The 22,739-nt window shown below is 71.1% G+C and carries 24 protein-coding genes and 2 pseudogenes; 18 read left to right on the top strand and 8 right to left on the bottom strand.

Annotated elements, in window-relative coordinates; translation table 11 throughout:
* Positions 1-25: 25 nt before the first annotated feature.
* A complete protein-coding gene (locus tag ACYQ0U_RS11470; protein WP_459972875.1) occupies positions 26-526 on the bottom strand; it encodes a MarR family winged helix-turn-helix transcriptional regulator in 501 nt (166 codons plus the stop codon).
* Positions 527-628: 102 nt separating this feature from the next.
* Positions 629-1,843 (bottom strand): acetyl-CoA C-acetyltransferase, encoded by a 1,215-nt coding sequence (locus tag ACYQ0U_RS11465; protein ID WP_459972873.1) that lies wholly within the window; start codon positions 1,841-1,843, stop codon positions 629-631.
* A 148-nt stretch (positions 1,844-1,991) separates the two neighbouring features.
* On the opposite strand from ACYQ0U_RS11465, the gene ACYQ0U_RS11460 reads away from it, so the two are divergent.
* Both ACYQ0U_RS11460 and ACYQ0U_RS11455 read left to right on the top strand, forming a co-directional pair.
* The gene (locus ACYQ0U_RS11460; protein WP_459972871.1) at positions 1,992-2,843 is read left to right on the top strand and encodes an acyl-CoA thioesterase; all 852 of its coding nucleotides are present in this window, start codon (positions 1,992-1,994) and stop codon (positions 2,841-2,843) included.
* A gap of 324 nt (positions 2,844-3,167) precedes the next feature.
* Positions 3,168-4,451 (top strand): ISL3 family transposase, encoded by a 1,284-nt coding sequence (locus tag ACYQ0U_RS11455; protein ID WP_459972869.1) that lies wholly within the window; start codon positions 3,168-3,170, stop codon positions 4,449-4,451.
* 62 nt (positions 4,452-4,513) lie between these two features.
* Here ACYQ0U_RS11455 and ACYQ0U_RS11450 read toward each other — a convergent pair whose 3' ends face one another.
* Positions 4,514-4,888 carry a globin gene (locus ACYQ0U_RS11450; RefSeq protein ID WP_459972866.1) on the bottom strand — a complete coding sequence of 125 codons (375 nt, stop codon included), beginning with the start codon at positions 4,886-4,888 and terminating at the stop codon, positions 4,514-4,516.
* Between the two features lie 92 nt (positions 4,889-4,980).
* On the opposite strand from ACYQ0U_RS11450, the gene ACYQ0U_RS11445 reads away from it, so the two are divergent.
* Positions 4,981-5,406, top strand: coding sequence for an OsmC family peroxiredoxin (locus ACYQ0U_RS11445; RefSeq protein WP_459972864.1), 426 nt, complete (start codon positions 4,981-4,983; stop codon positions 5,404-5,406).
* A 26-nt stretch (positions 5,407-5,432) separates the two neighbouring features.
* On the opposite strand, the gene ACYQ0U_RS11440 is transcribed toward ACYQ0U_RS11445, so the two are convergent.
* Positions 5,433-6,455, bottom strand: coding sequence for a mechanosensitive ion channel family protein (locus tag ACYQ0U_RS11440; RefSeq protein WP_459972862.1), 1,023 nt, complete (start codon positions 6,453-6,455; stop codon positions 5,433-5,435).
* 83 nt (positions 6,456-6,538) lie between these two features.
* Here ACYQ0U_RS11440 and ACYQ0U_RS11435 point away from each other — a divergent pair, with 83 nt between their 5' ends.
* Both ACYQ0U_RS11435 and ACYQ0U_RS11430 read left to right on the top strand, forming a co-directional pair.
* On the top strand, positions 6,539-6,892 hold the full coding sequence (locus ACYQ0U_RS11435) for a hypothetical protein (protein ID WP_459972859.1): 354 nt from the start codon (positions 6,539-6,541) through the stop codon (positions 6,890-6,892).
* The gene (locus ACYQ0U_RS11430) at positions 6,879-7,265 is read left to right on the top strand and encodes a DUF5130 family protein (protein WP_459972857.1); all 387 of its coding nucleotides are present in this window, start codon (positions 6,879-6,881) and stop codon (positions 7,263-7,265) included. Before ACYQ0U_RS11435 ends, ACYQ0U_RS11430 begins: the two co-directional genes overlap by 14 nt.
* Positions 7,266-7,319: 54 nt before the next feature.
* Here ACYQ0U_RS11430 and pepN read toward each other — a convergent pair whose 3' ends face one another.
* Complete coding sequence (gene pepN, locus ACYQ0U_RS11425) at positions 7,320-9,866, bottom strand: aminopeptidase N (RefSeq protein ID WP_459972855.1); 2,547 nt, start codon at positions 9,864-9,866, stop codon at positions 7,320-7,322.
* A gap of 62 nt (positions 9,867-9,928) precedes the next feature.
* Between pepN and chrA the strand changes: the two genes are divergently transcribed.
* The 7 genes and pseudogenes from chrA (at position 9,929) to metG (ending at position 15,739) form a co-directional block, all read left to right on the top strand.
* Entirely contained in the window at positions 9,929-11,281 is a 1,353-nt protein-coding gene (gene chrA / locus ACYQ0U_RS11420; protein WP_459972853.1) for a chromate efflux transporter, read from the top strand.
* Between the two features lie 50 nt (positions 11,282-11,331).
* The gene (locus ACYQ0U_RS11415) at positions 11,332-11,937 is read left to right on the top strand and encodes a mycothiol-dependent nitroreductase Rv2466c family protein (protein ID WP_459972851.1); all 606 of its coding nucleotides are present in this window, start codon (positions 11,332-11,334) and stop codon (positions 11,935-11,937) included.
* 22 nt (positions 11,938-11,959) lie between these two features.
* Positions 11,960-12,340 carry a maleylpyruvate isomerase N-terminal domain-containing protein gene (locus tag ACYQ0U_RS11410; RefSeq protein ID WP_459972849.1) on the top strand — a complete coding sequence of 127 codons (381 nt, stop codon included), beginning with the start codon at positions 11,960-11,962 and terminating at the stop codon, positions 12,338-12,340.
* A 722-nt stretch (positions 12,341-13,062) separates the two neighbouring features.
* A pseudogene (locus ACYQ0U_RS11405) lies at positions 13,063-13,464 on the top strand (histidine kinase dimerization/phospho-acceptor domain-containing protein); the annotation flags it as partial.
* 25 nt (positions 13,465-13,489) lie between these two features.
* Positions 13,490-13,573, top strand: a pseudogene (locus tag ACYQ0U_RS11400) (hypothetical protein); the annotation flags it as partial.
* Positions 13,574-13,603: 30 nt separating this feature from the next.
* Positions 13,604-13,942, top strand: a complete 339-nt coding sequence (locus tag ACYQ0U_RS11395; protein ID WP_459973085.1) for an ATP-binding protein — start codon at positions 13,604-13,606, stop codon at positions 13,940-13,942.
* 9 nt (positions 13,943-13,951) lie between these two features.
* Positions 13,952-15,739, top strand: coding sequence for a methionine--tRNA ligase (gene metG / locus ACYQ0U_RS11390; RefSeq protein ID WP_459972847.1), 1,788 nt, complete (start codon positions 13,952-13,954; stop codon positions 15,737-15,739).
* A 108-nt stretch (positions 15,740-15,847) separates the two neighbouring features.
* Here the strand turns inward: metG and arfB are convergent, their stop codons facing one another.
* Together arfB and ACYQ0U_RS11380 are read right to left on the bottom strand one after the other, a co-directional pair.
* A complete protein-coding gene (gene arfB / locus ACYQ0U_RS11385) occupies positions 15,848-16,270 on the bottom strand; it encodes an alternative ribosome rescue aminoacyl-tRNA hydrolase ArfB (protein ID WP_459972842.1) in 423 nt (140 codons plus the stop codon).
* Positions 16,271-16,272: 2 nt separating this feature from the next.
* Positions 16,273-16,683, bottom strand: a complete 411-nt coding sequence (locus ACYQ0U_RS11380; RefSeq protein ID WP_459972840.1) for a CoA-binding protein — start codon at positions 16,681-16,683, stop codon at positions 16,273-16,275.
* Between the two features lie 57 nt (positions 16,684-16,740).
* Here ACYQ0U_RS11380 and ACYQ0U_RS11375 point away from each other — a divergent pair, with 57 nt between their 5' ends.
* On the top strand, positions 16,741-17,322 hold the full coding sequence (locus ACYQ0U_RS11375; RefSeq protein WP_459972838.1) for an Ig-like domain-containing protein: 582 nt from the start codon (positions 16,741-16,743) through the stop codon (positions 17,320-17,322).
* A gap of 70 nt (positions 17,323-17,392) precedes the next feature.
* On the opposite strand, the gene ACYQ0U_RS11370 is transcribed toward ACYQ0U_RS11375, so the two are convergent.
* Positions 17,393-18,010 (bottom strand): TetR/AcrR family transcriptional regulator, encoded by a 618-nt coding sequence (locus tag ACYQ0U_RS11370; RefSeq protein WP_459972836.1) that lies wholly within the window; start codon positions 18,008-18,010, stop codon positions 17,393-17,395.
* A gap of 79 nt (positions 18,011-18,089) precedes the next feature.
* Between ACYQ0U_RS11370 and ACYQ0U_RS11365 the strand changes: the two genes are divergently transcribed.
* The 5 genes from ACYQ0U_RS11365 to ACYQ0U_RS11345 all read left to right on the top strand — a co-directional run bounded on the left by ACYQ0U_RS11365 (position 18,090) and on the right by ACYQ0U_RS11345 (position 22,722).
* Positions 18,090-19,262, top strand: a complete 1,173-nt coding sequence (locus tag ACYQ0U_RS11365; RefSeq protein WP_459972833.1) for an acyl-CoA dehydrogenase family protein — start codon at positions 18,090-18,092, stop codon at positions 19,260-19,262.
* 509 nt (positions 19,263-19,771) lie between these two features.
* A complete protein-coding gene (locus tag ACYQ0U_RS11360) occupies positions 19,772-20,704 on the top strand; it encodes a DMT family transporter (protein ID WP_459972829.1) in 933 nt (310 codons plus the stop codon).
* Between the two features lie 46 nt (positions 20,705-20,750).
* A complete protein-coding gene (locus ACYQ0U_RS11355; protein ID WP_459972827.1) occupies positions 20,751-21,485 on the top strand; it encodes a dienelactone hydrolase family protein in 735 nt (244 codons plus the stop codon).
* Positions 21,486-21,519: 34 nt separating this feature from the next.
* Positions 21,520-21,846 carry a plasmid stabilization protein gene (locus ACYQ0U_RS11350; RefSeq protein WP_459972825.1) on the top strand — a complete coding sequence of 109 codons (327 nt, stop codon included), beginning with the start codon at positions 21,520-21,522 and terminating at the stop codon, positions 21,844-21,846.
* A 111-nt stretch (positions 21,847-21,957) separates the two neighbouring features.
* The gene (locus tag ACYQ0U_RS11345; RefSeq protein ID WP_459972823.1) at positions 21,958-22,722 is read left to right on the top strand and encodes a SigB/SigF/SigG family RNA polymerase sigma factor; all 765 of its coding nucleotides are present in this window, start codon (positions 21,958-21,960) and stop codon (positions 22,720-22,722) included.
* The last annotated feature ends 17 nt before the right edge of the window (positions 22,723-22,739 follow it).

The following is a 22,739-nucleotide window of genomic DNA, read 5'->3' as shown; positions in this document are numbered from 1 at the left end:
ACCACGCGTTGCCCGCGGTGACCGCCTACGGGCTGCGCAGCTCCATCTCGGGATGGCCGGCGACCAGGTGGTCGGCGACGGCGTTCATCACGCGGCCGACGGCGGCGAAGTCCTCGGGGCTGACCAGGTCGACGATGTGCTCACGCACGCCGCCGACGTGCAGGGGCGCCATCCGGACCAGCAGGTCCCAGCCCTTCTCCGTCATCGCGGCGACCACGCCGCGGCCGTCCTCGGGGGAGGAGCTGCGGACGACCAGGCCGTCCTTCTCCATCCGGGTCACGGTGTGCGTGACCCGGCTGCGGCTGTGAGCGAGCGCGTCGGCGAGCTGCGCCATCCGCATCTGGCGGTTCTCGCGCTCGGAGAGGCGCACGAGGATCTCGTACTCCACGAGCGAGAGGTCGCAGGCCCGCTGGAGGTCGTCGTCGAGCCGCCCGAGCAGGAGGGTCATGCCCATCAGCAGCGCCCGCCAGGAGCGCTGCTCGTCCTCATCGAGCCAGCGAGTGTCGGATCCCCTGTCTGCTGTCACCTTCGCATCCTAGACACGGTGACAGCAGACAGGGGCCCCACAAGGAGGGTACGACGCCGAGGTGCTCGACCTCGGCGGGCAGGACGGGTTCCGAGGACCGGGTCAGAGGCGCTCGAGGATGAGCGCCATGCCCTGACCGCCGCCCACGCACATCGTGATGAGGCCGGTGGTCTTGTCGTGCCAGTCCAGCGAGTTGAGCATGGTGTTCTGGAGCCGGGCGCCGGTCATGCCGAACGGGTGGCCGACCGCGATCGCGCCGCCGTTGACGTTGAGCCGGTCGAGGTCGATGCCGAGCTCCTGGTACGACGGGACGACCTGCGCGGCGAACGCCTCGTTGATCTCGACGAGGTCGATGTCGCCGATGCTCATGCCGGCGTGGGCCAGCGCCCGCTTGGTCGCCTCGACCGGGCCGAGGCCCATGATCTCGGGAGAGAGGCCGGAGACGCCGGTGGAGACGATCCGCGCCAGCGGCTTGATGCCGAGCTCGGCGGCCTTGGTGTCGGACATGATCACGACCGACGCGGCGCCGTCGTTGAGCGCGCAGCAGTTGCCGGCGGTCACGACGCCGTCGGGGCGGAAGACCGGCTTGAGGTCCTTGATGCCGTCGTAGGTGACGCCCGCCCGCGGGCCGTCGTCGGTGCTGATCACGGTGCCGTCCGCGGTGGTGACCGGGGTGATCTCGCGCGCCCAGAAGCCGTCGTTGACGGCCTTCTCGGCGAGGTTCTGCGACCGGACGCCGAACTCGTCGAGCTCCTGGCGCGACAGGCCGCGCAGCTTGGCGACGTTCTCCGCGGTCTGGCCCATGGCGATGTAGACGTCCGGCAGCAGGCCGTCCTCACGCGGGTCGTGCCAGTCCTGGCCGCCCTCGGCGGTCTTGTCCGTACGGGCCTTGGCCTCGTCGAACTCGTGGTTGTGCGTGTCGGGCCAGTGGTCGGAGGTGCCCTTGGCGAACCGGGACACGGTCTCGACGCCCGAGGAGAGGAACACGTCGCCCTCGCCCGCCTTGATCGCGTGGAAGGCCATCCGCGTGGTCTGCACCGAGGACGAGCAGTAGCGGGTGATCGTCGCGCCCGGGACGTCGTCCCAGCCGTTGAGGACGTTGACGACGCGGGCCAGGTTGTTGCCCGACTCGCCGCCGGGGAGTCCGCATCCGAGGTAGTGGTCGTCGATCGTCGTCGGGTCGAGCTCCGGGATCTTGGCGAGCGCCGCCTTCGCGATGAACGCCGTCAGGTCGTCAGGACGGAACTCGGTCATCGAGCCCTTGTTGGCCCGTCCGATCGGGGTTCGGGCGGCACTGACGATGACTGCCTCGGGCATGGGGACTCCGTTTTCGCTCGGGGGATGCTCCGCCGGCAAGACTAGACCGTGTTCCACCACCGGGGACGAGGCGTACATCACCCCTCCGGCACCCGCTCCCGTGGACTCGCGGTCTCCCGCTGATCGCCGGTCTGGCAGCATCGGGGGCGTGCGGCACACCTACCGCTGCCCGATGCGCTGGGCCGACCTCGACCTCCTCGGGCACGTCAACAACGTCGTCTACGTGGACTACCTCCAAGAGGCCCGCGTCGACATGCTCCGCACGCACGGGCCGGCGGCGCGCACCGGCGACCTCGCCGAGGGCGTCGTCGTGGCCCGGCACGAGGTCAGCTACCTGGCGCCGCTGAACTTCGGCTTCGAGCCGGTGACCATCGAGTCCTGGGTCACCGAGATCCGCGCCGCGACGTTCACGATCGCCTACGAGCTCTTCCACGAGCGCGACGGCGCCCGGCACGTCTATGCCCGGGCCAAGACCGTGCTGACGCCGTACGTCTTCGCCAGCGAGAGCCCGCGACGGCTGACCGACGTCGAGCGGGAGACCCTGGCCGCGTTCCTCGAGCCGGACGAGTCCGCGCCCCGGATGCCGATGGCGCGCACGCGCCCCGCGGAGGTCACGCACTTCCCCGTGCAGGTCCGCTTCTCCGACGTCGACGTCTACGGGCACGTCAACAACGTCAAGTACTTCGAGTACCTCCAGGAGTCCCGGATCGCGATGACCGCTCGGATCTGGGAGGGCCTCGAGCCGATCTCGATCGTCGTCGCGCAGACCGACGTCGACTATCGGCGCCCGATCCTGTTCCGGCCCGAGGCGTACGACGCCTGGTCCTGGGTGTCCCGCGTCGGCACCCGGTCGGCGACCGTCGAGTCGCAGATCTGCGACGGCGACACGGTCCTCGCGCGGGCGCGGGTGGCGATCGTGTTCTTCGACCGGCGCGGTCAGCGCTCGATGGAGCCGCCCGAGCCCTACGTGGCCGGGCTGCGGACGCTGCTCTCCAGCTGAGCCGCCAGCCGCCGCATCCCGCGGTGGTGGGCGACCCGCACGGAGGCCGCGGAGATGCCGAGCGCGAGCGCCGTGGCCGCGACGACCGCATACGGGGACGGTCGTGGTCGGGACCGCCGACCGTGAACCCGGGACTGCAGCGACAGGAATCCCCCGGGTTCGTCACCTACCTGTCACGAGCGGGGGATGCCGTTACACGTCCATCGGAAATCTGGCTCTTGTGACGCTTCCGTGGGTGGTTGCTCGCGCCTGAACGGCCACACGCCGCTCCCGCTCTAGGTTTCTGGGTTGTCGAGACTCAGGAACTGCAGAGCGGAGAACGGCGTGCGAAACGCCAGCCTATGGCGTGCCCTGTTGGGCGTCGAGAAGACCGTGATCGAGGATGTCGAGTACGACGAGGACGTCGAGTTCGTCATCGTCCACGTCCGCCCTCAGCGAGCCGGTCGCGGGCGGTGCGGACAATGTGGGACCCGGTCACCGTGGTACGACCGCGGTGAGGGACGCAGGCGTTGGCGGAGCCTCGATCTTGGGGTCATGGAGGTGTTCCTCGAGGCCGACGCGCCGCGGGTGGACTGTCCGACCCACGGGCCTACCGTCCGTCAGGTGCCCTGGGCCCGCCATAGCGCTGGGCACACGCTGGTGTTCGACCAGCAGGTCGCTTGGCTGGCGACACAGTGCTCGAAGTCCGCGATCACCGAGCTGATGCGGATCGCCTGGCGCACCGTCGGCGCGATCATCACCCGCGTCTGGGACGACACCGCAGCCGGGTTGGACTTCTTCGCCGGTCTGCGGCGGATCGGGATCGATGAGATCTCCTACAAGCGCAGCCACAAGTACCTGACCATCGTGGTCGACCATGACTCCGGACGACTGGTGTGGGCCGGTGTGGGGAAGGACAAGGCCACGCTGAGCACGTTCTTCGACGCCTTGGGCGAGGAGCGCAGCAAGCTGATCACCCATGTCTCAGCCGACGGGGCCGGCTGGATCGCCGCCGTGGTCGCTGAGCGCTGTCCCAACGCGGTCCGATGCGCCGATCCCTTCCACGTCGTGAAGTGGGCAGGCGAGGCCCTCGACGAGGTCCGCCGCCAGGTCTGGAACGAGGCACGCGCCGACGCCCGGACCCTGCGAGCCCGGCGAGCAGCGGGCAAGGAGAACAACTCCTCCGGTCACGCGAAGGCGTTGAAGGACTCGAGGTTCGCGTTGTGGAAGAACCCTGAGAACCTCACCGCCCGACAACAGGCGAAGCTGGCCTGGATCGCGAAGGCCGAACCCCGACTGCACCGCGCCTACCTGCTCAAAGAAGGCCTGCGGCTGGTGTTCCAACTCCCGGTCGACGAAGCTACCGATGCCCTGGACGCCTGGATCGGATGGGCGCGACGGTGCCGCATCGAACGGTTCGTGAAGCTCCAGCGCACCATCGTCGAACACAAGCCAGCGATCCTCGCCGCCATCGAGCATGGCTTGTCCAACGGCCTCATCGAGTCGGTCAACACCAAGATCCGGCTCATCACCCGCATGGCCTTCGGTTTCCGCTCACCCGACGCACTCATCGCCCTGGCCATGCTTAACCTCGCCGGCCAGCGCCCAACGCTCCCCGGCCGCCGATGACCCACGGATCAGTCACAAGAGCCGGAAATCTTTTCCCCGTGAGGACCGGAGTCATGCGGGTCCTACTCGAAGGTGTTCACCATGAACTGCGCCGCGTGGGTGACGTAGTCCCAGAACTGGGCGTCCTGCTCCGGTGTCAGCGCGACCTCGTCGAGACCGGCCCGGAAGTGCATCAGCCAGTGCTCCTTGGCCTCCGGCGACACCGCGAACGGAGCGTGCCGCATCCGCAGCCGCGGGTGACCCCGGCTCTCGGAGTACGTCGTGGGCCCGCCCCAGTACTGCACCAGGAAGTGCAGGAAGCGCTCCTCGGCCGGCCCGAGGTCCTCCTCGGGGTACATCGGCCGGAGCACCGGGTCCTCGGCGACGCCCTCGTAGAACTTCGCGACGATCCGCCGGAAGGTCTCGAAGCCGCCGATCTCCTCGTAGAACGTCGTCACCGTCCCATTGTGCCGAGCGCCCGGTGGCGTCCGGACACCGGCGTGCAAGACTCGCGACGACGAGTCTTCCTACCCCGAGGAGTGATCAGCACATGGCGACGATCCGCAACGCGACGACGCACTGGGAGGGCAGCCTGTTCGAGGGCGCCGGCAAGGTGACGCTGGAGTCGTCCGGCGTCGGCACCTTCGACGTGTCCTGGCCCTCGCGCGCGGAGGAGGCGAACGGCAAGACCAGCCCCGAGGAGCTGATCGCGGCCGCGCACTCCTCCTGCTTCTCGATGGCACTGTCCAACGGTCTGGCCAAGGCCGGCACCCCGCCGACCTCGCTCGAGACCAGTGCGGCGGTCGAGTTCACGCCGGGCACCGGCATCACCGGCATCAAGCTCACCGTCAAGGGCACGGTCGAGGGCATCAGCAACGACGACTTCGTCGCGGCCGCCCAGGCCGCCAAGGAGGGCTGCCCGGTCAGCCAGGCGCTCACCGGCACGACGATCACGCTGGAGGCGTCGCTCGCCTGACCGGCCAGGTCGCCGGCACGCCACGCTCAGCCGCGGACGGGCTCCTCCCCCTCGGGGGTGGGGCCCGTCTGCTGCTCCTCGCGATGCCACACCACCCGCTGGGGGAGCGGGATCTCGATGCCCTCGTGGTCGAAGCGGGCCTTGAGCCGCTGGCGCAGCGCCCGGGCGACGGCCCACTGCTCCATCGGCGCGGTCTTGAGCAGGACGCGCAGCGTGATCGCGTCGGGGCCGAACACCTCGACGCCGGTGACCTCCGGCTCCTCGATGATGAGGTCCTTGAAGTCGTCGTCCTCCCACAGGTCGTGGGCGACGTCGCGTAGCACGCGCTGCACCCGCACCAGGTCCTCGTGGTAGCCGACGTTCACGTCGACGACCGCCCGCGCCCAGTTCTGGCTCATGTTGCCGACGCGGAGGATCTCGCCGTTGGGGACGTACCAGACCGTGCCGTTGAGGTCGCGCAGGCGGGTGACCCGCAGGCTGACCGCCTCGACGGTGCCGCTGGCCTCGCCGACGTCGACGACGTCGCCGACGCCGTACTGGTCCTCGAAGATCATGAAGATGCCGGAGAGGAAGTCCTTCACCAAGGACTGGGCGCCGAAGCCGAGCGCGATGCCGATGATGCCGGCGCTCGCGATGATCGGCGCGATGTTCACCCCGAGCTCGCTCAGGATCATCGTGCCGAAGACCGCGATGAGCAGGCCGGTGATCACGCTCTTGAGCAGGTCGCCCATGGTCTTGGCGCGCTGCACCCGACGGGTATGGGTGGCCAGGTCGCGCGCGGACGCCTGCTGGGCGGCCTTCCCACGGACGCCGAAGCGGCTCATCCGGTCCGGGAGGACGCCGTCCTCGGCGCGGGAGACCAGCCGGTCCACGAGCCGGTGGAGGAGCCACCGGATGACCCACATGAGGAGCAGCAGGCCGACGATCGCGAGCGGCTTGCCGATGAGCACGTCGGCGACGTTGGCCGCCGTCTGGTTCGACGTCATCTGGAACGTCCACTCGCAGATGTCATGTCCGTCGTCACACGTCTTGTCGTCGAAGCCGAGCATGGCCCCCATGTCTACCGCACGGGACCAGGACTCTCGACCCTCCCGACGGTGAGACGGGACACGATCCTCGATACGATCGACCCGTGACCACGAAGCTCGCGCACCTCGTTCGCCGTATCTCCGTCGTCCTCCTCGCGGGAGGCCTCGTCGTGGCCGGCGGCGCACCGGCCGGTGCGGCCGTCCCTGAGTTCTGGAGCAACCCGGACCCGGTCGACCCCTGGCACGCCGTGCTGGTGCTGGTCGTCATCCCCCTGGCGCTGTTCGTAGTGATCACACTGCTCGTCGTGGTCCCGGGCGTCGCGAAGGGCGAGCGGTTCACCCCGGGCGGCCGGGCGACCGCCGACCAGTGGTTCGGCGGCCCGCGCTCCGGCACCCGGGAGCTGCCGGCGCCGGACTCGGAGGAGTCGAAGGCGGGCGGCGCAAGTGGCCGTTGGTGAGTTCAACAGCCGCGAGCGGGTCCGGATCGATGAGGCGATCCGGCAGGCCGAGCTCGTCTCCCGCTTCGAGTTCAGCGTCTTCGTCGGTCGCGTCGACGGCGAGCCGCGCGCCTTCGCGACCCAGCTGCACAACCGGCTGGTCGCCCCGCCGCGCAGCGTCCTGATCCTGCTCGACCCCGCTGTACGGGTGCTCGAGATCGTCACCGGCGGGGAGGTGCGCCGCAACATCACCGACCGCGAGGTCGAGCTGGTCGCGCTGAACATGCAGAGCATGTTCGCCGCCGGCGACCTCGTCGGCGGCCTGCGCCGCGGCATCCAGGAGCTGGCCGACCACGCCACCGCTCCGCTGACCCTGCACGCCGAACAGTCCTGAGACGCCGAGTCGGCGCTGTCTCAGCTGAGACAGCGCCGACTCGGCGTCGGTGCGTCAGCCCTCGGCGTCGCGTGCCTGGGCGGCCAGCGCCCGGGCGACGTCGGCCCGGCCCTCGCGGACGTACCGCTTGGCGGCCGGGTTGGCCGGGGAGGACCCGAGCCAGGCGTCGACCCGGTCGAGGAGCTCCTGGCTGGCCAGCGGCTTGGGGAAGATGTACTCCAGCGCGGTCGAGGCGCGCTGGGTGCCCTTCTCCTCCCAGAGGGTGTCGGCGGCGGCGAGGTACTTCTCGACGTACGGCGCCAGCACCTCGTCCTGGCCGAACTGCTGGAAGGCCAGCACGACGCTGCGCTGGGTCTCGTTCGGGACGTCGTCGCGCACCATCGCGATCTCCCACGCCTCGGCCTTGGCCTCGGCGGTCGGGCGCATCGCCCGCGCGGCGGCGGCGTGCTCCTGGCCGGAGATCGTGTTGTCCCGCCCGAGCTCCTCGGCGATCCGGGCCTCGTCGGCGCGGCCGTTGCGGGCCAGCCCGTTGAGCAGCGTCCACCGCAGGTCGGTGTCCACCGCGAGCCCGTGGAAGGTCACCGAGCCGTCGAGCAGGCCCTCGAGGTCCGCGATGGCGCTCTCGCTGTGTGCGGCGGCGGCATAGGCGCGGGCGAAGGACAGCTGGTGGTCGCTGCCGGGCTCGGCGTTCTCGAGCAGCTTGCGCAGCCCCTGCTCCCAGGTCTCGCGCAGCGCGGCCCGGTTCTCCGGCGCGGCGTAGAGCGTCGCGGCGGCGGCGGCGTACCCGGGGATCCGGGCCACGCCGAACGCGTCGGTCTCGCTGCCGATGCCGCTCAGGACGAGGTGGACGAAGTCGGTCGCGCTCATCTCGGCGTCGCGGGTCATGTCCCACGCCGCGCCCCAGCACAGGGCGCGGGCGAGGGCGTCGTCGAGCGTCGCGAGGCCGCCGACGACCGTCGCGAGCGAGCGCTCGTCGAGGCGGATCTTGGCGTAGGCGAGGTCACCGTCGTTGAGCAGCAGCAGCGCGGGCTGCTCCTGGCCGACCAGGTCGGCGACCTCGGTCCGCTCGCCGACGACGTCGGTCTCCAGGGAGGTACGCCGCACGAGCCGGCCGTCGACCTCGTCGTAGAGGCCGATGCCGAGCCGGTGCCGGCGCAGCGTCGGGTAGTCCGGGTGCGCGGTCTGACGCACCGCGAACGAGGCGTAGCGGCCCTCGGCGTCGAGCTCGAACTCGGGGGCGAGGGTGTTCACGCCCGAGGTCTGCAGCCACTCCTGCGCCCACGACTCGAGGTCGCGGCCGGAGGAGGTCTCCAGCGCCCGGAGCAGGTCCGAGAACTCGGTGTTCCCGAACTCGTGCTCCTTGAAGTAGGCGCGCACCCCCTCGAGGAAGTTCTCCAGGCCCACCCAGGCGACGAGCTGCTTGAGCACCGAGGCGCCCTTGGCGTAGGTGATGCCGTCGAAGTTCACCTCGACCGCGCGCAGGTCGACGTTGTCGGCCGCGATCGGGTGGGTGCTGGGCAGCTGGTCCTGCCGGTAGGCCCAGTTCTTGCGCGCGTTGGTGAAGCCGACCCACGCCTCGGTGAACTCCGTGGCCTCGACCGCGGCGTGGTAGCAGGCCCACTCGGCGAACGACTCGTTCAGCCAGAGGTCGTCCCACCACTTCATCGTCACGAGATCGCCGAACCACATGTGCGCCATCTCGTGGAGGATCACCTCGGCGCGGAACTCGTAGAACGAGCGGTCCTGGCGGCTGCGCGGGAGGTACTCGTCGCGCAGCGTCACGCAGCCGGCGTTCTCCATCGCGCCCATGTTGTACTCCGGCACGTAGAGCTGGTCGTACTTGCCGAAGGGGTAGGGGTAGTCGAAGACCTTCTCGAAGAAGGCGAAGCCCTGCTCGGTGAGCTTCACCAGCTCCTCGACGTCGAGGTGCTCGACGAGCGACTGCCGGCAGTAGTGGCCGAGCGGGATGTCGCCGTGCTCGCCGTGGAAGACGTGCTGCACCTCGTGGTACTCACCCGCGACGATCGCGGTGACGTAGGTCGACAGCGGCTCGGTCGGGGCGAACCGCCACACGGCCTTGCCCTCGCCGGCGGCCTCGGGCTCCGGGGACGGCGAGTTCGAGACGACCTTCCAGCCCTCGGGCGCGGTCACGGTGAACGTGAACGGCGCCTTGAGGTCGGGCTGCTCGAACGTCGTGTAGACGCGGCGGGCGTCCGGCACCTCGAACTGCGAGTAGGTGTAGACGCGGTCGTCCGCGGGGTCGACGAAGCGGTGCAGGCCCTCGCCGGTGCGCGAGTAGGTGCAGTCCGCCCGCACGACCAGCTCGTTCTCGGCGGCCAGGCCGGTCAGGGCGATCCGGCTGTCGGCGTACGCCGTCGACGGGTCGATCGACGTCCCGTTCAGCGTGATCTCGTGGACCGTCGCGTCGACGAGGTCCGCGAAGGTCTCGGCGCCGGGCTCGGTGCAGGCGAAGCGGATCGTCGTGGTCGATCCGAAGGTCGTGTCGCCGGTCGTGAGGTCCAGGTCGATGGAGTACGACGTGACGTCCAGGAGAGCGGCGCGGGTGGCGGCCTCGTCCCGGGTGAGGTTGGTTCCAGGCATGCGACGCATCCTGCCACCCGCGCCCGCCCCCGGAAAAAGGGGCGACACGCCATGATGAGCGCGTGACCGCCGCCCGCCACGTCATCCCACTGCGCCAGGCATTCCGGGCGTGGTTCCTCATCTCGTGGCAGACCTTCGGCGGCCCGGCCGGCCAGATCGCCGTCATGCACCGCGAGCTGGTCGAGGAGCGGCGCTGGATCGGTGAGCGGCGGTTCCTGCACGCGATGAGCTACTGCATGCTGCTGCCCGGCCCGGAGGCCCAGCAGCTCGCGATCTACAGCGGCTGGCTGCTCAACGGCTGGCTGGGGGGCGTCATCGCCGGCGTCCTGTTCGTCATCCCGGGGTTCGTCACGATCCTCGCGCTCTCGTGGGTGTACGTCGCCCATGGCGACTCGGCCGTCGTCACCGGACTGCTCCTCGGGCTGGCTGCCGCGGTGCTGCCGATCGTGGTGCAGGCGGTGCTGCGCGTCGGCAGCCGCGCGATCCGTAACCGGGTGCTGCTCGGGCTGGCCGGCGGGGCGTTCCTCGCGCTCGCCGTGCTGGCCGTGCCGTTCCCGCTCGTGGTCATGCTGGCCGGCGTGGCCGGCTGGCTCCTCGGTCGCCGGCGTCCCGAGCTGGTGCGGGTGCCGGAGAAGCCGCTCGCCCCGGACGAGACCCCACCGCTCATCCCCGACGACGCACTGCACCGCGCGCCGCGCTCGGCGCGCCGGAACCTCGTGGTGCTGGTCGTCGGGCTGGTCCTGTGGGTCGCGCCGGTCGCGCTGGCCTTCACGCTCGCCGGCGGGGAGCGCACCGTGCTGGCCGACCAGGGCCTGTTCTTCGGCGGTCTCGCCCTGGTGACCTTCGGTGGCGCCTACGCCGTGCTGGCCTACGTCGCGCAGGCGGCCGTCGAGCAGTACCACTGGCTCACGGCGCAGGAGATGGTCCGCGGGCTCGCGCTCGCCGAGACCACGCCGGGCCCCCTGATCATGGTCGTGCAGTTCGTGGCGTTCCTCGGCGCGTTCCGCGACCCCGGCGCGCTCGACCCGTGGGCGGCGGCGGTGCTCGCCTCGCTGCTGGTCGTCTGGGTGACGTTCGTGCCGGGCTTCCTCTTCATCTTCCTCGGCGCGCCCTACGTCGAGCGGCTCCGCGGCAACGAGCCGCTCACGGCCGCGCTCAGCGGGGTCACGGCCGCCGTCGTCGGCGTGATCGCCAACCTCGCGCTCTACTTCGTCGTGCACACGCTGTTCGCGCAAGCCCACCGTGTCGGCTGGGAGCACCTGGGGCTGCTGGTCCCGACGTGGTCCTCGTTCCAATGGGAGCCGGCCGTGCTCGGCGCCCTCGGCACGGTGCTGGTCTTCGGGCTGCGCTGGTCGACGCTGCGCACCCTCGGCGTCTGCGGCGCCGCCGGCCTGCTGCTCACGCTGCTCACCTGAGCCCCCGCGCCGAGGGAATGGGGACCGCGGTCCGGATCGTTGTGCCCGGTATGAGCAAGGACAACGCCGACTTCTGGTTCGACCCCGCCTGCCCCTTCGCCTGGATCACCTCGCGGTGGATCCTCGAGGTCGAGAAGGTGCGCGACATCGAGGTCACCTGGCACATCATGAGCCTCGCGTACCTCAACCAGGACAAGGACATCTCGGAGGAGTACCGCTCCTTCCTCGCCACCGCGTGGCAGCCGGTGCGCGTGCTGATGGCCGCGGAGCAGAAGTACGGCAAGGACGTGCTGCTCCCGCTCTACACCGCGATGGGCACCCGCATCCACCTCGAGAAGCAGGACAAGGACCGCGCGATGATCGAGGCGGCCCTCGAGGAGGCCGGACTGGACGCGTCGCTCGCGGACGCGATGGACGACTCCTCCTACGACGAGGCGATCGCGGCCTCCCACAAGCGCGGGATGGACCAGGTCGGCAACGAGGTCGGCACGCCCACGATCGCCTTCGACGGCCGGGCGTTCTTCGGCCCCGTCATCAGCAAGGCGCCCCGCGGCGAGGACGCCGGCCGGATGTGGGACGCGTTCGTGACGCTCTCGAAGTTCGACCACTTCTACGAGCTCAAGCGCAGCCGCACCGAGGACCTCGACTTCAGCTGACGCCCCGACCTACGGTGGCTGTATGGCCACCGAGGTCAACGTCCTCTCCCGTGCGGTCGATCAGGCCGGAGACGTGCTCGACCACGTGCGCGCCGACCGGCTGGGCGTGAGCACGCCTTGCGGTGACTGGAACCTCGGCGAGCTCATCGACCACCTGGTGGCCGCGCCTGGTCACTTCCTCAAGCTGATGCGCGGCGAGGACGTGGACTGGGAGGCGGAGGCGGTGCCGCCGCCTCGCCGAGGAGGTCGGCCTCGCGATCATGCGGGCGAACCTGACCGACGAGAACCGGAGTGTCGCCTTCGCACCCGAGCGGCCTGTACCTGCGGACGCGGGGCCGTACGAGCGGCTCGCGGCGTTCTCGGGTCGCACGGTCTGACCTCAGGCGCTCGCGACCGGCATTGATGGCGTCGTCCGGTGTGGCGTGACTCGCTGCCCGGTTGGCGACGCGTACTGTCCGGCTCCGTGGGCGCTGGGGCACGAGTGGCTGCTGGGACGATCGTCCTGGTTGTCACGCTCTCGGTCCTGGTGCACGTCGTCACCGAGAGCGCGGCCGTCGCCGACATCACCTTCCTCGGCGTGCTCGCCGGAGCCAGCATCGTGGCCTGGCTCGGGGTCCGCCACGCGCGGCCGGGGCACCGACTGGTGCCTGCGCTCATCGCGGCCGGCATCACGTCCAGTTGCCTCGGTAGCCTGCTCTGGACGGTCCTCGACCGCGCCGGCGCCGACACCGACGTCTCGCTCGCCGACCCGGCGTGGTTCGCGAGCTACGCCTTCCTCGTCGGAGCACTCGGGGTCGTGCTGGTTCGGAGTCGACCCGGGGGGGGCGGGGCGACTCCGGGTTCGTCCTGGACGCGGTCACGATCGTCGCGGTCAGCGTGCTCATCGCCTGGCGGGTGTCGGTCGACCCCATCGTCTCCGACACCGGGCTGCCTCCCCTCGTCCGTGGCGTCCGGGCGGCGTACCCGATCCTGGACGCGGTGCTGCTCGCCCTCGCCGCTCGGGTGCTGCTCAGCCCCGCCACCCGCGCTGCGGTCGACGTCTGGTTCGCCGTGGGGGGCTGTCTCTGGCTGGCTGTCAACATCGCGAATGTCCTGTGGCCGGAGCACGAGACGGCCGGCGTGCTGATGGACGCAGGCTGGATGGTGGCGCCCGTCCTGATGGCTCGGGCCGCGTGGAGTTCGGGCGCGGTGCAGCGGTCCCTGCCGCCGGGGCGCACTCTCGGCTGGGTGCCTCAGATGCTGATCGCGGTGTGCCCCCTGTTGGTGCCACCGCTCCTCGAGCTGATGGGCGATCTGCGAGGCAAGCCCGACCGGCCGGTCCAGCTGCTCGTCGGCATGACGGTCGTCATCGCCCTGGCGTTCGTGCGGACCGGGCGGCTGATCCGCTCGGAGCAGCGCGCGCTCTCCGCTCTCGAGGAGGCGCGGGACGCCGCTCTGGCGGCGTCCGAGGCCAAATCGATGTTCCTCGCCAACATCAGCCACGAGATCCGTACCCCGCTCACGACGGTGCTCGCCGCGGGCGAGCTCCTCCGAGGACACGGCCCTCGACGGGACCCAGCGTCGGCTCCTGGCGAAGATGCACCGGTCGGGGGAGCAGCTGCAGTCGCTGGTCGAGAGCATCCTCGACTTCTCGCGGATCGAGGCGGGGAAGGCCCAGCTGCGGCCCGTGGCCTTCGACCTCCGAAGCATGGTGGACGAGGTGCGTCTCGACGTGGTGCCGGACGGCACGGACATGGTCCAGTTCGTCGTGTCGGACACGGGCATCGGACTGCGGCCGGAGGACCAGCAGGTGGTCTTCGAGTCGTTCCGGCAGGTCGACGGCTCCGCGACGCGACGGTTCGGCGGGAGCGGCCTGGGCCTGGCCATCTGCCGCGAGCTCGTCGAGCTGATGGGAGGGACGATCACCATCGCGAGCGAGCCGGGCTCGGGCAGCGTCTTCGTCGTACGCCTCGGGCTGCCGGCCCCGCGGCCGGCCGCCGAGAACCGGGTGGCCACCGATCTCTAGGATTGGCCCATGAGCAGAGTCCTGTCCGCAGTCGCCTGGCCGTACGCCAACGGCCCGCGCCACATCGGCCACGTGGCCGGGTTCGGCGTGCCCTCCGACGTCTTCAGTCGGTACATGCGGATGGCCGGTCACGACGTGCTCATGGTGTCGGGCTCCGACGAGCACGGCACCCCGATCCTCATCGCCGCCGACGAGGCCGGGATGACCCCGCAGGAGCTGGCCGACCAGAACCACCGCATCATCGCGGAGGACCTGGCCAGCCTGGGGCTGACCTACGACCTCTACACGCGCACGACGACCCGCAACCACCACGCGGTCGTGCAGGAGCTGTTCCTCGGCGTGTACGAGAACGGCTACTTCGTCGAGCAGACGACGTACGGCGCCATCTCGCCGTCCACCGGCCGCACGCTGCCCGACCGCTACATCGAGGGCACCTGCCCGATCTGCGGGTACGACGGCGCGCGGGGCGACCAGTGCGACAACTGCGGCAACCAGCTGGACCCGCACGACCTGATCGAGCCGCGCTCGAAGATCAACGGCGAGACGCCGGAGTTCATCGAGACACAGCACTTCTTCCTCGACCTGCCGGCGTTGGCCGACGCCCTGGGCGAGTGGCTGGACGAGCGCGAGGCGTCGGGCACGTGGCGGCCCAACGTGATCCGCTTCAGCCAGAACATCCTCAAGGAGATCCGGCCGCGGGCCATGACGCGCGACATCGACTGGGGCATCGCGGTCCCGCTCGACGGCTGGCGCGAGAACCCGACCAAGAAGCTCTACGTCTGGTTCGACGCCGTCATCGGCTACCTCTCGGCGTCGATCGAGTGGGCCCGCCGGCTCGGCGACCCGGACCGCTGGCGCGACTGGTGGAACGACCCCGAGGCGCTGTCCTACTACTTCATGGGCAAGGACAACATCACCTTCCACAGCCAGATCTGGCCGGCCGAGCTGCTGGCCTACGGAGGCAAGGGAGCGAAGGGCGGCACGCCGCGGCAGTACGGCGAGCTGAATCTCCCGACCGAGGTGGTGAGCAGCGAGTTCCTGACGATGGAGGGCCGCAAGTTCTCGTCCTCCAAGCGGGTCGTGATCTACGTGCGCGACCTGCTCAGCCGCTACCAGCCGGACGCGTTCCGCTACTTCGTCGCGGCGGCCGGCCCGGAGAGCCAGGACTCCGACTTCACCTGGTCGGAGTTCGTGCGCCGCACCAACGACGAGCTGGTCGCGGGCTGGGGGAACCTGGTCAACCGCACGGCCAACCTGATCGCCAAGAACTTCGGCGAGCTCCCGAAGGCCGGCGAGCTGACCGTCGAGGACGAGGCGCTGCTCGCCGGCGTCGAGGCGGCGTTCGGCACCGTCGGCGACCTGATCGCCCGGCACCGCCAGAAGCAGGCGATCGGCGAGGCGATGCGCGCCGTGGCTGAGGTGAACAAGTACGTCTCCGACACCGAGCCGTGGAAGATCAAGGACGACCCGGAGCGGCTCGGCACGGTGCTGCACGTCGTCGCGCAGTGCGTCGCCGACCTCAACCTGGTCCTCAGCCCGTTCCTGCCGTTCGCGGCGAACGAGGTCGACCGGGCGCTCGGCGGCGCCGGGGACGTGGCCCCGATGCCGCGGATCGAGGAGGCCGAGGACCTCGACGGCGGTGCGCCGTACCCGATCATCACCGGCGAGTACTCCGGCTTCCCAGCCTGGGAGCGCCGGCCGATCGTCCCAGGCACTCCGGTCGCCAAGCCGACCCCGATCTTCCGCAAGCTCGACCCCTCCGTGGTCGAGGAGGAGCTGGCGAGGCTCGGCGGGTGAGGTCCTGCCCGGAGCGCACGCGCGCGGTACGCCGCCCGCGGCGTCCCCGACGTCTGCGGCCGCGCCCGCAGCGCACCCCGGTCGCGCGGCGCTGCTCGCTGCGGCAGGTCAGGCGTCCCTGACCCGACCGCGCAGCGCCTTGGTCTCCCCGCGCGCCCGCTTGGCCTCCAGGCGCCGTCGCTGGGAGCCCTTGGTCGGCTTGGTCGCCCGCCGCGGCGGAGGCGGCGGCGCGAGCGCGGCGCGGAGCTGCTCGGTCAGCCGCTCACGGGCCGCGACGCGGTTGCGGTGCTGGGACCGGTGCTCGGTCGCGACCACGCGAATCACCGGTCCTGGGAGCCGGGAGAGGATCCGGGCCCGCTGGGTGTCGCTGAGCGCGGCCGAGGCGGCGACGTCGTACTCGAGCTCGACCCGGCTGTCGGTGGTGTTCACCGACTGCCCACCGGGCCCGGGCGAGCGGGTGAACCGCTCCACGAGCTCGCCGTCGGGGATCGCCAGGCCCTCAGGGAGTCCGGGCCCCGGCGGGACCCGCACGCTCACCCCCGCCGGCGCCACTCGAGGGCGGGACAGGTGTCCATCACCATCGGCACGCCGGCGTCGACGGTCCGCTGGAAGGCGTCCTCGTCAATGACCCCGAGCTGGAACCACACGCCCTTCGCGCCGATCGCGACGGCCTGGTCGGCGAACTCGCCGGCCGACTCGGAGCGACGGAACACATCGACGACGTCGACCGGGAACGGGATGTCCGCGAGGGTCGCGTAGCCCTGTTCGCCGAGCACCGTCGGGGCGTCGGGGTGGACCGGAACGATGCGCTTGCCGCGGCGCTGGAGCAGGGCGGCGATCGAGTACGCCGTCCGCGACGGATCGCCGGAGAGGCCCACGACGGCCCAGGTCTCGGCGTCGTCGAGCATCGTCCGGACCCAGTTCGGGTCCTGCCAGTCAGCCATGCCCCCACGGTAGTTCGCGGGCCCCAACCCAGGGATTCGATCGACATTCCGCGTTCTGTGTCCGGGACCGGCGTGACCGGCGCCAAGGCGAAGAACTGGGCGGCGTCGCTGGGCGAGACGGGCGTGCCCGTGCCGCTGGCGGGCTCGCTCAAGACCGATGAGAACGGCACCTACTGGGACGCCTCGGCCAAGAACAAGACGTTCCTCACGCCGTCGCCGGGCCCCTACTCCGCGCTGCTGCCGGAGGCCTTCCAGTTGACGGCCATGCGGGGTGCGAACGAGTTCGCCACCCTCGACTGCGCGCTGGCCGAGGGCCAGGAGTCGAAGTCCTTCGGCAGCATCGACATGGTCCAGCAGGAGTCGAACATCTCCGTGCCGGCCAAGGTCACCGCGAAGCAGGGCAAGGCCGTCAAGCTGAACGCGGTCTTCTGCAACGGCACCGGCGGTGTCGGCATGGGCGAGGTCGTCGCCAAGGCGGGCAAGAAGACCCTCGGGACCGCCAAGGTGAAGAACGGTCTCGCCAAGCTGAACCTCGGCAAGAAGCTCGCGGTCGGCAAGCACAAGATCACCGTCACCTACATCGGCAACGAGAACATCAGGACCAGCTCCGCCAAGACCACGGTCACTGTCACGAAGTGACCTGACCTCGCACCTCGAACGCCCGGCCGGGTTCTGCCCCGGCCGGGCGTTCGGCGTCCGGGACCACGGCCTAGCGGCGCTCGAGCGCGCGGCGTACCTCGGCGAGGACCTCGTCGATGTCGGCCGGCGTCCCCGAGAACGGCGCGAGCGCCTGGTCGAGCGCGGAGGTCAGGCTCGCCCGGGGGTCGTCGAGCTCCCCGCGCAGCCAGCCGCGCAGCACGTGGTTGTGGGCAGTGATCACCGCGGCCGCTGTCAGCTCCGAGCGCAGGGCGGCGTCCTCGCGGTCGCCCAGCCAGGCCCGCACGTGGCCGCTGAACAGCCGCACGTAGCGGTGCACGCTGGCCAGCTCGCGGTGGCGCAGCTGCGTCACCGACCGGGTCAGCCGGTAGCGCTGCCGGGCGGTCTCGCCTTCGTCGAGGTAGTGGGCGAGCACGATCCGGCTGGCCTCCTCCAGCGCGGTCCGCGCCGTGGCCGCCGTGCCGGTCGCCAGCCGCGCGTCGACCCGGTCGAGCAGGGCGTCGTGGTCGGGGAAGACCACGTCCTCCTTGGTGGGGAAGTGGCGGAAGAACGTCGTGCGGCCGACGCCGGCGTGGGCCGCGACGTCCTCGACGCTCGTCGCCTCGAAGCCCTGCTCGGCGAAGAGCGCCATCGCGCTGTCGACGAGGCGGCGGCGAGTGGAGGCGACCATGGGGGGACCTTACGGTGACGGGATTGAGTCCTGCAGATATGGTACGCAGTACCGATCCCGATCGAGAAGGTCCCCGCACATGAGCTCCGAGTTCCCGATGTTCGCCCTCTCCGAGGAGCACCAGGCCGTGCGCGAGGCCGTGCGCGCCGTCTGCGACGCCAAGGTCGCCCCGTACGCCGCCGACGTCGACGAGAACGCCCGCTACCCCCAGGAGGCGGCCGACGCCCTCCTCGCGGCGGACTTCCACGCGCCCCACGTGCCCGAGCAGTACGGCGGTGCCGGGGCCGACGCGCTCGCGACCGTGATCGTGATCGAGGAGGTCGCGCGGGCCTGCGCGTCCAGCAGCCTGATCCCGGCCGTGAACAAGCTGGGGTCGCTGCCGGTGCAGATCTCCGGCTCCGAGGAGCTCAAGAGCCACTACCTCGGCAAGCTCGCCGCCGGCGAGGGCGGCTTCTCCTATTGCCTCTCCGAGCCGGACGCCGGCTCCGATGCCGCGGGCATGAAGACGCGCGCCGTACGCGACGGCGACCACTTCGTCCTCAACGGCGTGAAGCGCTGGATCACCAACGCCGGCGTCAGCGACTACTACACGGTCATGGCGGTCACCGACCCCGACAAGCGCAGCCGCGGCATCTCCGCCTTCGTGGTCGAGAAGGCCGACGAGGGCGTGTCCTTCGGCGCGCCGGAGAAGAAGCTCGGCATCAAGGGCTCGCCGACCCGCGAGGTCTACCTCGACAACGTGCGCATCCCGGCCGAGCGGATGATCGGCGCCGAGGGCACCGGCTTCGAGACCGCGATGAAGACCCTCGACCACACCCGCGTGACCATCGCCGCCCAGGCGGTCGGCATCGCCCAGGGCGCGCTGGACTACGCGCTCGGCTACGCCCAGGAGCGCAAGCAGTTCGGCAAGCCGATCAGCGACTTCCAGGGCCTCCAGTTCCTCCTCGCCGACATGGGCATGAAGGTCGAGGCCGCCCGCCAGATGACCTACGCCGCCGCGGGCAAGTCCGAGCGCGGCGACAGCGACCTCACCTTCTTCGGTGCCGCGGCGAAGTGCTTCGCCTCCGACGTCGCCATGGAGGTCACGACCAACGCCGTGCAGGTGCTGGGCGGCTACGGCTACACCCGCGACTACCCGGTCGAGCGGATGATGCGCGACGCCAAGATCACCCAGATCTACGAGGGCACCAACCAGGTCCAGCGGATCGTGATCGCGCGTCAGCTCCTCGCGGGCGTGCAGAGCCAGCTCTGAGGGCCGCCCGGTCCTCGATGCATGTCTGCTGCTCGTCGACTCGGGCCGCGGGTCGTCATGCTCGGCCGACGCTCGAGCACTGCCCTTCGTGCTCGTCCAGCCCACGCGGCCGAGCGTCTCGGAGGGAGCTGCCCTCGTCGAGGTCGAGGCGGGCAGTGGCCTGGCACCGATTCATCACGGTAGGCAGGTGAGCTGTCACTCCCCTCGACATACCCACCACGGGGAGTGCGGATCCGCATGCCTACCGTGATGAATCGGCAACGCAAACGGCAACGGCAACGGCAACGAGCCAGCCGAGAGGCGGACGACCCGCGACAGCGGCCCACGTCGGTGTCCTGGGGACCAGCTCGACCCAGCGACCGACGACGACCCCGTGCGTTCGGAGGCGCGAGTGCTACCGCCGGCTCCCGAAGGGCTGGGAGCGCTCGCGTCGCCGTAGCCGTCAGCGGGGTGGCGCCGACGCGTGTTGGTCACCGCGGGCGAGGAGCCCCTCGCGGCACGCTGGTGCCATGGGTCCTCTCCTCGTGCTCCTGTCGGCGACCTGCTTCGGCGCCATGGCCGTCTTCGGGAAGCTCGCCTACGAGGAGGGCGTCCCGCCTACGACGCTGGTCCTGCTTCGCTTCGTGATCGCAGCGCTGGTGCTCGGCGGCGCGGTGGCGGTCGCGGCCCGGACCGGTCGCCCGGCGCTGCCGGCCCGGTCGGCGGGCGAGCGGCGCCGGCTCGCCCTGACCGCCCTCGGTCTGGGCATCGTCGGCTACGCCGCCCAGGCCAGCTTCTACTTCGCGGCGCTCGAGCGGATCGACGCGGCCCTCGTGGCGCTGGTGCTCTACACCTTCCCGGTCATGGTCACGGTCGCGGCGGTGCTGCTCGGCCGCGACCGGCTCACGCCGTCGCGTGTGGCGGCGCTCGCCGCCGCGACCTGCGGTACGGCGCTGGTGCTGGTCGGCGCCGGCGCGCTCACCTTCGGTGCCGCCGGCGTCGCCCTGGCCTTCGCCGCGGCGGTCACCTACACCGGCTACATCCTCGTCGGTGACAGCACCGTGCAGCAGGTACCGCCGCTGACCCTGACCGCCCTGGTGATGTCCGGCGCCGCGGTCACGCTCGTCGTCCACGCACTGCTCACCGGCGGGCTGAACGTGGACATCCGGCCGGCGGGCTGGCTGTGGATCGGCTGCATCGCCCTGGTGTCGACCGTCGTGGCGTCGACCGCGTTCTTCGCCGGGCTGCGCCGGACCGGCCCGTCCACCGCCTCGATCCTGTCCACCTTCGAGCCGGTCGCGACGGTCGCCCTCGCAGCCGTGGTCCTCGGCGAGCGCCTCAGCCCGGTGCAGGCGGCCGGCGGCGCGCTCGTCCTGTCGTCCGTGCTCCTGGTCCAGGTGCGCCGCCGGACGCCGCTTCCGCCCGGCGACGCCCCGGGAGTGCCCGCCGGTGCGCGCGACTGATCTCGTGGCTGCCGCGGGCGCGGCCTCCACCTGATATCCACGGAGCATGGGCGAGACGATCGAGGTCCGGGCGCCGGGTGGCGTCGCCGAGGCGTACCTGACCGGTGAGGCCGGCCGGCCCGGCGTGCTGTTCTATATCGACGCGATCGGGCTGCGCCCGCGGATCGAGGAGATGGCCGACCGGATCGCGTCGTGGGGCTACGTCGTGCTGGCGCCGAACGTCTTCTACCGCGACGGCTCGGCGGCCGACCTCGCGCCGGCCGCCGACCTGCGGGACCCGGGTGAGCGCGAGCGGTTCTTCGCCTCCGGGGTGATGGAGCGGGTGGGCGCGCTGACGCCCGACCTGTCCGGCCCGGACGCCGCCGCCTGGGTGGCGGCGCTCACCGCGCATGCCGGGGAGGGGCCGATCGGGGTCGCCGGCTACTGCATGGGCGCGCGCCTGGCCGTCCGGACCGCGGGCGAGCACCCCGGGACCGTTGCCGCGTGCGGCGGCTTCCACGGCGGTCGGCTCGTGACCGACGCGCCGGACAGTCCGCACCTCGCGATCGCGGCGTCGACGGCGGAGTACGCCTTCGGTCATGCCGACCAGGACGCCTCGATGCCGCTGGAGCAGGTCGCCGCCCTCGAGGAGGTCCTGGGGGCCACCGGCCGGCCCTACCTCAACGAGGTCTACGCGGGCGCCGCGCACGGGTACACGATGGCGGACACGTCGGCGTACGACGAGGACGGCACCGAGCGCCACTTCACCGTGCTGCAGGGGCTCCTGGCGCGCACGCTCTGACATGCGGCCGCGTGGCACCGGGTACCGGACGGCCATGCCGCAGCAACAGTGGAGCAAGAAGCGCGAGCGCCAGTACGAGCACATCAAGGAGGGGCTGGAGGAGCGCGGCCGCAGCGAGGACGAGGCCGAGGAGATCGCGGCCCGGACCGTCAACAAGGAGCGGGCGCGCAGCGGGGAGGCGAAGCAGGCCAGCCGCACCTCGACCGAGGACATCTCCTCGTCGCGCCGCGGCGGCCTCCGGTCGCACTCCGGCGCGGGCGGTCGCACGCGCGACCAGCTGTACCAGGAGGCGAAGCGCAAGAACATCAAGGGTCGCTCGACGATGACCAAGGCCGAGCTGGAGCGTGCCGTCGGCCGGTGACTCGGCCCGCTGTCCCCCGCAGGGGTGAGCCGATGGTCTAGACATCGCCGCCACGATGGGCTGAGGTGAAGGGCAAGCGCCCGACCCCGACCACAGCGTGAGGAGGGGGGGATGGACGACCGACGCACCGCCACCGCTCGGCTCTTCGCCGAGTCCGGTGCTGCTGACCCAGCGGCCCGGCACGCCCTCCAGGACGAGATCGTCCAGCTCAACATGGGCGTCGCCTCCGACTGCGCCCGCCGCTACCGCGGTCGCGGGATCGCGACCGACGACCTCGAGCAGGTCGCCTTCCTCGGGCTCGTGAAGGCCGTCCAGGGCTTCGACCCCGACCGCGGGCACGACTTCCTGTCCTTCGCCGTCCCCACCATCCGGGGCGAGCTGCGTCGTCACTTCCGCGACCACGGCTGGTCGCTGCGCCCGCCCCGCTCGATCCAGGAGCTCCAGACGCGGATCCTGGCCGCGGAGGGCGAGCTCACCCAGGAGCTCGGCCGCTCGCCGCGCCCCACCGACCTGGCCCGGTGCCTCGACGTGGACCTCGAGCACGTCCTCGATGCGCTGGGCGCGAACGGCTGCTTCGCCCCCGCCTCGCTCGACGCCCCGGTGCCCGAGGGCGAGGCCGCGCTGGGCGACCGGCTCGGCGACCTCGACCCGGCCTTCGACTCCGCGGAGGCGCGGGTGACGCTGACCGCGGTGCTCCGCGGGCTGACGCCGCGCGAGCGTCGCATCCTGGAGATGCGCTTCTTCGGCGGCGCCACCCAGGCCGAGATCGGCGCGGACATCGGCGTCACTCAGATGCAGGTCTCCCGGCTGCTCAACCGCATCCTCGCGCGGCTGCGCGAGCGGCTGGTCGACACCGGTCCGAGCCTCTCGGCGTAGAGAGGCCGCAGAGACGG

The organism is Nocardioides pyridinolyticus (genome assembly GCF_054653575.1).
Note: the sequence above shows the minus strand (reverse complement) of the source record. Positions and strands in the feature narration are given on the sequence as shown.

Bases quoted from the DNA above. Each gene is read 5' to 3' on its own strand.
- ACYQ0U_RS11465 (WP_459972873.1), bottom strand. From the start codon at position 1,843: ATGCCCGAGGCAGTCATCGTCAGTGCCGCCCGAACCCCGATCGGACGG.
- ACYQ0U_RS11445 (WP_459972864.1), top strand. From the start codon at position 4,981: ATGGCGACGATCCGCAACGCGACGACGCACTGGGAGGGCAGCCTGTTC.
- ACYQ0U_RS11440 (WP_459972862.1), bottom strand. From the start codon at position 6,455: ATGCTCGGCTTCGACGACAAGACGTGTGACGACGGACATGACATCTGC.
- pepN (WP_459972855.1), bottom strand. From the start codon at position 9,866: ATGCCTGGAACCAACCTCACCCGGGACGAGGCCGCCACCCGCGCCGCT.
- ACYQ0U_RS11415 (WP_459972851.1), top strand. From the start codon at position 11,332: ATGAGCAAGGACAACGCCGACTTCTGGTTCGACCCCGCCTGCCCCTTC.
- ACYQ0U_RS11410 (WP_459972849.1), top strand. From the start codon at position 11,960: ATGGCCACCGAGGTCAACGTCCTCTCCCGTGCGGTCGATCAGGCCGGA.
- metG (WP_459972847.1), top strand. From the start codon at position 13,952: ATGAGCAGAGTCCTGTCCGCAGTCGCCTGGCCGTACGCCAACGGCCCG.
- ACYQ0U_RS11380 (WP_459972840.1), bottom strand. From the start codon at position 16,683: ATGGCTGACTGGCAGGACCCGAACTGGGTCCGGACGATGCTCGACGAC.
- ACYQ0U_RS11370 (WP_459972836.1), bottom strand. From the start codon at position 18,010: ATGGTCGCCTCCACTCGCCGCCGCCTCGTCGACAGCGCGATGGCGCTC.
- ACYQ0U_RS11365 (WP_459972833.1), top strand. From the start codon at position 18,090: ATGAGCTCCGAGTTCCCGATGTTCGCCCTCTCCGAGGAGCACCAGGCC.
- ACYQ0U_RS11360 (WP_459972829.1), top strand. From the start codon at position 19,772: ATGGGTCCTCTCCTCGTGCTCCTGTCGGCGACCTGCTTCGGCGCCATG.
- ACYQ0U_RS11355 (WP_459972827.1), top strand. From the start codon at position 20,751: ATGGGCGAGACGATCGAGGTCCGGGCGCCGGGTGGCGTCGCCGAGGCG.
- ACYQ0U_RS11350 (WP_459972825.1), top strand. From the start codon at position 21,520: ATGCCGCAGCAACAGTGGAGCAAGAAGCGCGAGCGCCAGTACGAGCAC.
- ACYQ0U_RS11345 (WP_459972823.1), top strand. From the start codon at position 21,958: ATGGACGACCGACGCACCGCCACCGCTCGGCTCTTCGCCGAGTCCGGT.